The 10,537-nt window shown below is 69.8% G+C and carries 13 protein-coding genes and 1 pseudogene; 8 read left to right on the top strand and 6 right to left on the bottom strand.

From position 1 onward, the window contains the following. Positions 1–117, top strand: a pseudogene (locus Q2100_RS26370) (orotidine-5'-phosphate decarboxylase); the annotation flags it as partial. Positions 118–141: 24 nt separating this feature from the next. On the opposite strand, the gene Q2100_RS26365 reads toward Q2100_RS26370, so the two are convergent. Further along, a complete protein-coding gene (locus tag Q2100_RS26365) occupies positions 142–465 on the bottom strand; it encodes a hypothetical protein (RefSeq protein WP_302916441.1) in 324 nt (107 codons plus the stop codon). A gap of 151 nt (positions 466–616) precedes the next feature. Beyond that, the gene (locus Q2100_RS26360; protein WP_302916440.1) at positions 617–1,006 is read right to left on the bottom strand and encodes a hypothetical protein; all 390 of its coding nucleotides are present in this window, start codon (positions 1,004–1,006) and stop codon (positions 617–619) included. A 507-nt stretch (positions 1,007–1,513) separates the two neighbouring features. On the opposite strand from Q2100_RS26360, the gene mihF reads away from it, so the two are divergent. The 5 genes from mihF (at position 1,514) to metK (ending at position 5,480) form a co-directional block, all read left to right on the top strand. After that, positions 1,514–1,831 (top strand): integration host factor, actinobacterial type, encoded by a 318-nt coding sequence (mihF, locus tag Q2100_RS26355; protein WP_264016205.1) that lies wholly within the window; start codon positions 1,514–1,516, stop codon positions 1,829–1,831. Positions 1,832–1,839: 8 nt separating this feature from the next. Next, positions 1,840–2,415, top strand: coding sequence for a guanylate kinase (gene gmk, locus Q2100_RS26350; protein WP_302916439.1), 576 nt, complete (start codon positions 1,840–1,842; stop codon positions 2,413–2,415). A gap of 97 nt (positions 2,416–2,512) precedes the next feature. Further along, positions 2,513–2,836, top strand: coding sequence for a DNA-directed RNA polymerase subunit omega (rpoZ, locus tag Q2100_RS26345; RefSeq protein WP_302916438.1), 324 nt, complete (start codon positions 2,513–2,515; stop codon positions 2,834–2,836). Between the two features lie 47 nt (positions 2,837–2,883). Further along, a complete protein-coding gene (coaBC, locus tag Q2100_RS26340; protein ID WP_302916437.1) occupies positions 2,884–4,140 on the top strand; it encodes a bifunctional phosphopantothenoylcysteine decarboxylase/phosphopantothenate--cysteine ligase CoaBC in 1,257 nt (418 codons plus the stop codon). Positions 4,141–4,271: 131 nt separating this feature from the next. Then, on the top strand, positions 4,272–5,480 hold the full coding sequence (gene metK / locus Q2100_RS26335; protein WP_269894258.1) for a methionine adenosyltransferase: 1,209 nt from the start codon (positions 4,272–4,274) through the stop codon (positions 5,478–5,480). Positions 5,481–5,486: 6 nt separating this feature from the next. Here metK and Q2100_RS26330 read toward each other — a convergent pair whose 3' ends face one another. Genes Q2100_RS26330 through Q2100_RS26315 form a run of 4 tightly spaced genes read right to left on the bottom strand, consistent with a single transcriptional unit; the run spans position 5,487 to position 9,282 of the window. Beyond that, positions 5,487–6,965, bottom strand: a complete 1,479-nt coding sequence (locus tag Q2100_RS26330; protein WP_302916436.1) for a flavin-containing monooxygenase — start codon at positions 6,963–6,965, stop codon at positions 5,487–5,489. A gap of 39 nt (positions 6,966–7,004) precedes the next feature. Continuing rightward, a complete protein-coding gene (locus Q2100_RS26325; protein WP_264016210.1) occupies positions 7,005–7,373 on the bottom strand; it encodes a YdeI/OmpD-associated family protein in 369 nt (122 codons plus the stop codon). Further along, positions 7,370–8,326 carry an alpha/beta hydrolase gene (locus Q2100_RS26320; RefSeq protein ID WP_302916435.1) on the bottom strand — a complete coding sequence of 319 codons (957 nt, stop codon included), beginning with the start codon at positions 8,324–8,326 and terminating at the stop codon, positions 7,370–7,372. Before Q2100_RS26320 ends, Q2100_RS26325 begins: the two co-directional genes overlap by 4 nt. Beyond that, positions 8,323–9,282, bottom strand: a complete 960-nt coding sequence (locus Q2100_RS26315; RefSeq protein ID WP_302916442.1) for an alpha/beta hydrolase — start codon at positions 9,280–9,282, stop codon at positions 8,323–8,325. The genes Q2100_RS26320 and Q2100_RS26315 overlap by 4 nt, the downstream gene beginning before the upstream one ends. On the opposite strand from Q2100_RS26315, the gene Q2100_RS26310 reads away from it, so the two are divergent. Together Q2100_RS26310 and Q2100_RS26305 are read left to right on the top strand one after the other, a co-directional pair. After that, complete coding sequence (locus Q2100_RS26310) at positions 9,281–10,003, top strand: lysoplasmalogenase (protein WP_302916434.1); 723 nt, start codon at positions 9,281–9,283, stop codon at positions 10,001–10,003. The genes Q2100_RS26315 and Q2100_RS26310 overlap by 2 nt on opposite strands. 54 nt (positions 10,004–10,057) lie before the next feature. Beyond that, the coding region (locus Q2100_RS26305; RefSeq protein WP_456094150.1) for a primosomal protein N' family DNA-binding protein at positions 10,058–10,537 on the top strand (480 nt) is incomplete at its 3' end.

The following is a 10,537-nucleotide window of genomic DNA, read 5'->3' as shown; positions in this document are numbered from 1 at the left end:
CTGCCGGGCCAACTGCTGCCCGCGGTGTCGCGCGAGGTCCTGCGCGCCGGGCCCACCGTGGCGGCGCTGCGGGCGGCCGCCGAACGGATGCGCGACGCTGTGGCATACCTGGCATGACGGCCTGGGCGCCTGACCCCTCCGCTACAGCGGGATCCAGGTGCCGAGGAACCAGAAACCCCACCCGTGACCGTTGCCTGCGGGCATCGGGGTGACCTGCTGGCCGCGCCAGTTGAACGGCCGGTGGTCCTTGCGGCCCTGGTCGACTCCTCGTCCCTGCCAATCGCTGGCGGCGGGCGCGGGTGCACGGTTGTCGCGCTGCTGACCGGGGCCGCACGCCTGCCCGTGCTGCGTGGCACACGGCTGCCCCGGCTGGGCGGACGCCGTACCGAGGCCGACGCCGAACACGCCGGCGACTCCGACTCCGGCGGCCAGGGTCGACGCGTACATGGCTCGCTTGAAGGTCATCTCTGCCTCTCCACTTCTGCTCGGTGCGGCGCTGATTCGCCGCACGGGGCGACGCTACGAACAGCGGATGGGTGCGCCCTGTGTCCGGTCGAGGCGCCCGCTGTGCATCTGACGAAGAGATGAGACCGACTGCGCGACAGTCGTCATCGGGTCACAGCGGGATCCACAGTCCGAAGAACCAGAAGCCCCAGTTGCGGAACTCCGGGTTGAAGATCGGCGTCACCCAGCTGCCGCGGTAGTTGAACGGCTGGTGGTCGTAGCGCCCCTGGTCGATGCCGCGCCACCCCTGATCACGCGGCGGTGGTGGCGGAGCGTCCCACCGCGGCCCGCCGGGCCCATCCGGCCGTCCCGGACCACCCGGACCCCCGGGCCGTCCCGGCCCGTCGTGACCAGCCTGGGGACCGCCACCCGGGCCCCGGCAGTCGCCGGAACGGCAGGGCTGTCCGGGCTGTGCAACGGCCACGGCGGGCGTGGCGGCCAGGGCCGAGGCACCGATGACCACGGCGGTCACGGTCGCGTAGGTCAGACGTCTGATGTCCATGTGAGCTTCTCTCCGAGGCAGTGGCACCTCTGGTGTGGGACCCGACCCGCCCAAGCTAGTTAGTGAAGCTAGGTGTCGGCTGTCCCGAACGTGAGAGCGAGCTGGGCGCGCCGGACGACGTAGAAACTGACGCATCCGTCAGTGCAGCAACACGCCCGACACGCCACCACCTGGGAAAATTTCCCCAAATGCCGAGGTGACGGGTCGGCGGCCGGCCACCCGCGCACGTCCCGGCCGCCGGTCTCGGTCGCGGTGACGCCGCAAAAAGCCCGGTTGTGCAGGCAAAACACGGTCGTCGCCGATGTGACGCGATTGCTGGAACGCGGTTTCCGAGCAGGTGGTCGTGCGCCGGCGGGCGTGCTACAACCTGCGGTTTTGACGCCAGAACGCGGGGGTGGGGTTAGCGTTCGTCAGACTGCGTGGGTACGGTCGTCGTCGCTGGCTGGTTTGACCAGCCGAGACAAGTAAATGATGGCCCAAGTAATTGCCAGAGACGGAGGAACACCCGTGGCCCTTCCCCAGTTGACCGACGAACAGCGCGCGGCAGCGTTGGAGAAGGCTGCTGCCGCTCGTCGAGCGCGTGCCGAGCTCAAAGACCGGCTCAAGCGTGGCGGCACCAACCTCAAGCAGGTGCTCAAGGACGCCGAGACCGACGAGGTCTTGGGCAAGATGAAGGTTTCCGCGCTGCTCGAAGCTCTGCCGAAGGTCGGCAAGGTCAAGGCGCAGGAGATCATGACCGAACTCGAGATCGCTCCGACCCGCCGCCTGCGGGGACTCGGCGATCGTCAGCGCAAGGCTCTGCTCGAAAAGTTCGACCAGAACTAGGCGCCTCAGTGAGTCCCGGCCGAGGGGCCGGACGCGTCATCGTGCTGTCCGGCCCCTCAGCCGTCGGGAAATCCACCGTGGTCCGGTGTCTGCGCGAACGGATCCCCGAACTGCACTTCAGTGTCTCGGTGACCACCAGGGCTCCGCGTCCCGGTGAGGTCGACGGCGTCGACTACACATTCGTGTCGGCGGAGCGGTTCCAGCAGCTCATCGACGCCGGCGCACTGCTCGAATGGGCCGAGATCCACGGTGGCCTGCACCGTTCCGGCACGCCTCGGCAGCCCGTCGTCAAAGCGACCGCCGCCGGTCTCCCCGTCCTGATCGAGGTCGATCTCGCCGGGGCGCGCGCCGTCAAACGTGCGATGCCCGAGGCGATCAGCGTGTTCCTCGCCCCGCCCAGCTGGGAGGCGCTCGAGCAGCGGCTCGTCGGGCGCGGCACCGAAACCGCCGAGGTGATGGCCCGCCGTCTCGCCACCGCGCGCACCGAATTGGCCGCTCAGCAGGACTTCGACGAGGTCGTGGTCAACAGCCGATTGGAGTCGGCCTGCGCCGAATTGGTATCCTTGCTGGTGGGCACCGATTGACACCACGCGCCGACCGGTCCTGCTGGGCCGGTGCGAGCCGCCCCCAGGTCGCCGAACAGCCATCAAGCTTGATGCACACCGCCAGGAGAATTTTTACGTGAGCACCCCGCACGCCGACGCACAGCTGACCGCTGTGGACGACCGGTCCGTCGATTCGATCGCCGCCGGCTCCTACGACACGCCGTTGGGCATCACCAACCCGCCCATCGATGAACTGCTGAGTCGCGCGTCCAGCAAGTACGCCCTGGTGATCTACGCAGCCAAGCGTGCTCGCCAGATCAACGACTACTACAACCAGCTCGGCGACGGCATCCTCGAATACGTCGGCCCGCTCGTCGAGCCGGGACTGCAGGAGAAGCCGCTCTCGATCGCGATGCGCGAGATCCACGAAGACCTGCTCGAGCACACCGAGGGCGAGTAAGCGCCGGGTAGGCCAGTGATCAGCCTCGTGGGCGAGAAGCAGACGACGTGACGACGGATCGCAAGCGGATCATCGTCGGCGTCGCAGGAGGCATCGCCGCCTACAAGGCGTGCACGCTGATCCGCCAGCTGGCCGAGGCCGGCCATTCCGTGCGCGTGGTACCCACCGAGTCCGCCCTGCGGTTCGTGGGCGCCGCGACGTTCGAGGCGCTGTCGGGCAATCCGGTGCACACCGGGGTGTGGGACGACGTCCACGAGGTACCGCACGTCCGCTTCGGTCAGGAGGCCGACCTGGTGGTCGTCGCTCCCGCGACCGCGGACCTGTTGGCCCGTGCCGTCGCAGGCCGCGCCGACGACCTGCTCACCGCCACCCTGCTGACCGCGCGCTGTCCGGTGCTGTTCGCGCCGGCCATGCACACCGAGATGTGGCTGCACCCGGCCACCGTGGACAACGTGGCCACGCTGCGCCGCCGCGGGGCCGTCGTCCTCGAGCCCGCATCGGGACGGCTCACGGGCGCGGACAGCGGCGCAGGACGACTGCCGGAGGCCGAGGAGATCGCCACTCTGGCCCAGCTCTTGCTGGCCCGTGGTGATGCGCTGCCCTACGACCTGGCCGGCGTCAAGGTCCTGGTGACCGCGGGCGGCACCCGCGAACCCATCGACCCGGTGCGGTTCATCGGCAACCGCAGCTCGGGCAAGCAGGGCTACGCGATGGCCCGCGTGCTGGCCCAGCGCGGCGCCGACGTGACGCTGATCGCCGGCAACACCGTGGGCCTGGTCGATCCGGCCGGAGTCGATGTCGAGCGCATCGGTTCGGCCGCTCAGCTCAAGGACGCGGTGTCCAAGCACATGCCCGACGCCCACGTCCTCGTGATGGCCGCCGCTGTCGCCGACTTCCGGCCGACGCAGGTGCAGACCAGCAAGATCAAGAAGTCCGGCGACCCCGACGCCGCTACGCCGGTGATCGAACTCACCCGCACCGACGACGTGCTGGCCGGCGCGGTGCGCAGTCGCGCCGACGGTCAGCTGCCCAACATGCGGGCGATCGTCGGATTCGCCGCCGAAACCGGCGATGCCAACGGCGACGTGCTGTTCCACGCCAGGGCCAAGCTCGCGCGCAAGGGCTGCGACCTGCTGGTGGTGAACGCCGTCGGTGACAACCGGGCGTTCGAGGTGGAGGACAACGCCGGCTGGCTGCTCGCGTCCGACGGCACCGAGTCGGCGCTGGAACACGGTTCGAAGACCTTGATGGCCAGCCGTATCGTGGACGCGATCGTGGGGTTCCTGCACAGCAACGACGAGTGATCTTCAGCGCACGCGCACGTTGCGCGAAAGGGTTGCGCACAGGCGAGTGAAACGCTTGGGTGCAACAGGGCACGTACAAAATTTGATTGACTAAGTATCTCGAGAGAGCTCGAACGGAAGGATGCACCACCGTGAGCAAAGGACGGCTGTTCACCAGTGAATCGGTGACCGAGGGCCATCCCGACAAGATCTGCGACGCGATCAGCGACTCGGTGCTCGATGCGCTCATCGCCGCCGATCCGCGTTCGCGCGTCGCGGTGGAGACGCTCGTGACCACCGGTCAGGTGCATGTCGTGGGTGAGGTGACCACGTCGGCCAAGGAAGCGTTCGCCGACATCACCAACACCGTGCGGGCCCGCATCCTCGACATCGGTTACGACTCGTCCGAGAAGGGGTTCGACGGCACCACCTGCGGTGTCAACATCGGTATCGGCGCGCAGTCGCCCGACATCGCCCAGGGTGTCGACACCGCCCACGAGACGCGCGTCGAGGGTGCCGGCGATCCGCTGGACCTGCAGGGCGCCGGCGACCAGGGCCTGATGTTCGGCTACGCCATCAAGGACACGCCCGAGCTGATGCCGCTGCCGATCGCGCTGGCCCACCGGTTGGCCCGGCGGCTGACCGAGGTCCGCAAGAGCGGCGTGCTGGACTACCTGCGGCCCGACGGCAAGACCCAGGTGACCGTGCAGTACGACGGCACCACTCCGGTCCGGCTGGACACCGTCGTGCTCTCCACCCAGCATGCGGCGGGCATCGACCTGGACGGCACCCTGACTCCCGACATCCGGGAGAAGGTGGTCAACACCGTGCTGGCCGACCTCGGCCACGACACCATGGACACCTCCGACTTCCGGCTGCTGGTCAACCCGACCGGCAAGTTCGTGCTCGGCGGTCCGATGGGTGATGCCGGTCTGACCGGCCGCAAGATCATCGTCGACACCTACGGCGGCTGGGCCCGCCACGGTGGCGGCGCCTTCTCGGGCAAGGATCCGTCCAAGGTGGACCGCTCGGCGGCCTACGCGATGCGCTGGGTGGCCAAGAACGTCGTCGCCGCCGGTCTGGCGGAGCGCGTCGAGGTGCAGGTGGCCTACGCGATCGGTAAGGCCGCCCCGGTCGGGCTGTTCGTCGAGACCTTCGGCACCGCGACGGTCGATCCGGACATCATCGAGAAGGCGATCACCGAGGTGTTCGACCTGCGTCCGGGCGCCATCGTGCGTGACCTGGACCTGCTGCGCCCGATCTACGCGAACACCGCCGCGTACGGCCACTTCGGCCGCACCGACGTCGACCTGCCATGGGAGCGGCTCGACAAGGTCGACGCCCTGAAGAACGCCGTCTAGACCGCGCTACCCGCTGAACGCGTAATCGTCCAGCGGGAACCGGCGGCTGCGCCAGGACGCCTCCAGCGTGGTCGCCGGCCGCAGCGGCACGTCGCCGTTCTTGTCGAAGTAGTAGCTGTTGGCCTTCTGGCAGCTGTCCTGCCAGAAGATCTGGCGGTGCCGCTTGCGCATCATCTCCGCGAAGTAGCGGTCGTTGGCCTCCTGCGTCACCTCCACGCGGCTGGCCTGCTCGTCGCGGGCACGCCGCAGGCACCGCACGATGTGGCGGGTCTGCGTCTCGATCAGCGCGAAGAACGACGAGCCGACATAGCCGTACGGCCCGCAGATGTTGAAGAAGTTGGGGAAGCCGGGCACGCTGACGCCCTCGTAGGCCTGCATCCGGTGCTCGCTCCAGAAGTCGGCGAGCGAGCGGCCACCGGTCCCGGTGATGGCGAACGTGCCCGAATCCACGTCCATCACCCGGAACCCGGTGGCGAGGATCAGCACGTCGGCGTCGTGGTGCTCACCGTCGGTGGTGGCCACACCGGAGGGCGTCACCTTCGCGATCGGATCGGTCACCAGCCGCACGTTGTCCCGGTTGTAGGTGGACAGGTAGCTGTTGTGGAATCCGGGCCGCTTGCACCCGACGGCGTACTGCGGCGTCAGCTTCTCGCGCAGCACCGGATCTTTGACCTGCTTGCGCAGGTACGCCCGGCCGACCTTCTCCGCCCGGTGCGCGAGCGGGAAGACGCCGTGGTACTGCGCCGAGATCGGGAACGTCACCTCGACGAAGGCCTGGCTGAGCAGTCGCTGCACGGCACTGCCGCCGGGCAGCCGCATCAGTCCGCGCACCGGGGGCGGCAGCGGCACGTCGAACTTGGGGAAACACCATATCGGGGTGCGCTGGAAGACGGTCAGCCGCTCGACCGCCGGGGCGATCTCGGGGATCACCTGAACCGCCGACGCGCCGGTGCCGATGATCGCCACCCGCTTACCGGTGAGGTCCTGACTGTGGTCCCAGCGCGCAGTGTGCAGCGTGAGGCCGGCGAAGCTGTCCACCCCGTCGATGTCGGGCGGCTTCGGCACGTTGAGGACGCCGGCCGCATTCACCAGGAACCGTGCGGTGACGGTGTCGCCCGCGTCGGTGGACAGCCGCCAGAGGTTGTCCTGCTCGTCGAACGCGGCGCCGGTGACCTCGGTGTCGAACCGGATCTTGTCGCGGATGCCGTACTTCTCGACGCAGTGGTCGGCGTACGCCTTCAGTTCGCGGCCCGGGGCATAGGTGCGCGACCAGTGCGGGCTCTGTTCGAACGAGAACTGGTAGGAGTAGGACGGGATGTCGACGCCGATACCGGGATAGGTGTTCCAGTACCAGGTGCCTCCGGCCTCGGCTCCGGCTTCGATGATGAGGTAGTCACCCATGCCGGCACGGTCGAGTTCTATCGCCGTGCCGATGCCGGAGAAGCCGGCGCCGACGACGACGGTCCGGTAGTCGGGTGCTGTCATGGCCCTCCTGTCGTCACCGTTGACGCGCATGCGCCCACGCTACCCGTGGCCCGCCGGCCACCGTCCGTCCGCTTTCGCCGCCTCGACCTGGCGCAGTCCGGCCTCGCGCATTCGCCCCGAGTCGATGAGCCGTTGCACTCGTTGCACATTCGACGCCGACCATGGGCTGCGTGACTTGCGCGGACTGAACCGCTGGATGCGGGACACGTCGTCGTACCTGCGGGCGAGGCTGTCGATCCAGCCGAAGCACAGCGCCACCTCCACCGCCTCGCCGTAGCTCATGCCCGGCTCGGGGGCGCTCTTGTTGTAGAGCCGCAGCCAGATCTCCGTCGCCGAATCGTGGTGGCGGGTCAGCCAGTCCTCCCACTCGCCGACGGTGCGGGCCTCGAGGACCTCGGGCTCGTTCATGCGCCGTGCAGGGCGGCGCGCAGCGCCGAGAGTCCCCGGTCGGTGGCCTCGGCGGCCGCGGGCACCACCGAGGCGAAGCTCACGTAACCGTGCACGAGCGCCGGCTCGTTGCGGAGCTCCACCGAAACCCCTGCGGTGCGAAGGTATTCGGCGTATCGGGCGCCGTCGTCGCGCAGCGGATCGTGTTCGGCGGTGCCGATGAACGCCGGCGGCAGCTCGGACAGGTCGCCGAAGTTCGCCGGCGCCAAGGTCGGCGGCAGATCGGCCGGGTCGCTCATCACCGTCTCGGGCAGATACCACTGCAGGAACGCCTCGGCCATGTCGCGGTCGAGCACGGGGGCGTCGGCGTTCTGCACGAACGACGGCAGCGTCATGTCCCCGGTGGTGGGCGGGTACCACAGCAGCTGGAACACCAGCGGCGGGCCGCCCTGGTCGCGCGCCAGCTGCGCCACCACGGCCGAGATGTTGGCGCCCGCCGAATCGCCGGCCACCGCGATCCGCGCCGGATCGCCGCCGAGTTCGGCAGCGTGTCCGCCGACCCAGCGCAGTGCCGCCCAGGAGTCGTCGATGCCCGCGGGCCACGGATGCTCCGGCGCCAGCCGGTAGTCGACGGACACCACGATCGCCTCCGCGCCGAGGGCATGGGCGCGAGCCACCCCGTCGTGGGTGTCCAGGTCGCCGAGGCACCAGCCGCCGCCGTGAAAGTAGACCACCACCGGCAACGGACCGGATGCCTCGACCGGCGGCCAATAGATGCGAACGGGGACGTCGGTGACGTCCCCGTACCCGACGGTTTGTTCCTCGATCCGCATGGGCGGCAGCGTCTCCGGCCGCGGCCTCACCTGCCGCATCCTCTCCCTGGCGACCTCGACGCCGTCGGCGGCCTCGAACTTCAACGGCACCAGGTCGAGCAGGGCACGCAGGGTCGGGTCGATGCCGCTGCGGTCGGTCATGGCCGCCCGCCGGAAAAGGCCGCGCGCAGCGCAGCCAGTCCGCGGTCCATCGCCTCCGTCGCGGCGGGCACGATCCCGGCGTAGCCGAGGTACCCGTGCACCAGTGTCTCGGCGTTGTGGATCTCGACCGGCACATCGGCGGCGGTGAGCAGTTCGGCGTAGCGGATGCCGTCGTCGCGCAGAGGGTCGTGGCCGGCGACGGCGATGTAGGCCGGCGGCAGCCCGCTCAGGTCGGCCGCGCGCGCAGGCACCAGCGTGGCCGGCGGATCCGCGAGATCCACGTCGCCGGCGTACCAGCGGGAGAAGGCCTTGGTCGCGGCGGTGTTCAGAATCGGGGCGTCGGCGTTCTCCCGGAACGACGGCAGCGACGAATCCCATGTGGTGGCGGGATACCACAGCAGCTGATGGCACAGCGCCGGTCCACCCGCGTCGCGGGCCAGCTGCGCGACCACCGCGGCGAGGTTGCCGCCCGCCGAGTCGCCTGCGACGGCCAGCCGGTCGCCGTCGGCGCCGAGCTCGCCGGCGTGTTCGGCGACCCATTGCGTTGCGGCCCAGACGTCTTCGACGGCGGCGGGGTAGGGATGCTCCGGGGCCAGCCGGTAGTCCACCGACACCACCACGGCGCCCGCGCCTGCGGCGTGCTGCCGGGCGGTGTTGTCGTAGGTGTCCAGATCGCCGACCACCCAGCCGCCGCCGTGCAGCCAGACCAGCACAGGCGGCGGTGCCGAACCCTCCTCGGCCGGCCAGTACACCCGGATCGGGATCGGCCCGCCGGGGCCGTCGATGGTGCGGTCCTCGACACGCAGCTCGGGCAGCACGGGCTTGCGGGGCAGATCGCGGAACCGGCGGCGGGCGTCCTCCGGTCCGCCGTCGGTTGTCAACTGGAACGGCACCGCCTCCAGTACCTTCATCAGAATGGCGTCGACGGCCGGCTTCTCTCGCTCTTCACTACCCATGGACACGACGACACCGTACGCCCGCCGGATCCGCACACTGTGGCTGGCCGCGGCCGTCATCGGCGCCCTGTACGGGGTGTTCCTGCTCGTCACAGCGCTGCGGTTGCCCGCAGGGTCGGAGCTGACCGGGCAATTCGCGCTGCAACCGGCGGTGAAGGCGCTGCCGGCGGTCCTGCTCGCGGTGGCCGCCGCGTCCCACCCGATCGGCCGGGAGCGCCGCTGGCTGGTGCCTGCGCTGGTGTTCTCCGCTGCCGGTGACTTCCTGCTCGCGATGCCCTGGTGGGAACCGTCCTTCGTGCTCGGCCTCGCGGCGTTCCTCGTGGCGCACCTGTGCTTCCTGCTGGCGCTCCTGCCGCTCGTCTCGCGGTCGACGCCGAGGCTGGTCGCCGCGGCGGTCACGGTGGTGGCGTGCGCGGCGCTGCTGGTGTGGTTCTGGCCGTCGCTGACGGCGGACGGGATGGCGGTGCCGGTGACGCTCTACATCGCGGTGCTGGGCGCGATGGTGTGCGCGGCGCTGCTGGCCCGGCTGCCGACGCCGTGGACAGCGCTGGGCGCCGTGTGCTTCGCGGTGTCCGACGCCATGATCGGCATCGGCCGCTTCGTGCTGCGTTCGGAGGCCCTCGCCGTGCCGATCTGGTGGGCGTATGCGGCGTCGCTGCTGTTGATCACCGCCGGATTCTTCGCCGGCCGGACGTCGGCGCCGTCTGCTACACCGGCTTAGGTGAGCGACCCGAGGCTGCCCGCCGAGCACGAGCCCATCGCCAGGGTGGTGCCGATGCTGACGGTGCCGCACCTGGACCGTGACTTCGACTACCTGGTGACCGCCGAGCAGTCCGACGACGCCCAGCCCGGGGTGCGGGTGCGGGTGCGGTTCCACGGGCGCCTGGTCGACGCCTTCGTGCTGGAGCGTCGCTCGGACACCGACCACGCAGGCAAGCTCGGCCGCCTGGACCGGGTGGTGTCGGCCGAACCGGTGCTGACACCGGAGATCCGGCGCCTCGTCGACGCGGTCGCAGCGCGCTACGCCGGCACCCGCCCGGATGTGCTGCGGTTGGCGATCCCACCCCGGCACGCCCGGGTGGAACGCGAAACCCTATCGCCCGCAAATGTTTCCGTGCAGCAGCCGCCCGATCCGGCGGGGTGGGCGCGCTACCAGCGCGGCGAACGTTTCCTGGCCGCGCTGGGGGAGAACCGTGCCGCCCGCGCGGTGTGGCAGGCGCTGCCCGGTGAACGGTGGGCCGACCGGTTCGCCGAG

Origin of the sequence: Mycolicibacterium arseniciresistens (assembly GCF_030519285.1) — a bacterium.
In the GTDB taxonomy this organism is placed as follows: domain Bacteria; phylum Actinomycetota; class Actinomycetes; order Mycobacteriales; family Mycobacteriaceae; genus Mycobacterium; species Mycobacterium arseniciresistens.
The sequence above is the reverse complement of the archived record's forward strand: the minus strand, read 5'-3'. Positions and strand labels throughout refer to the sequence as shown.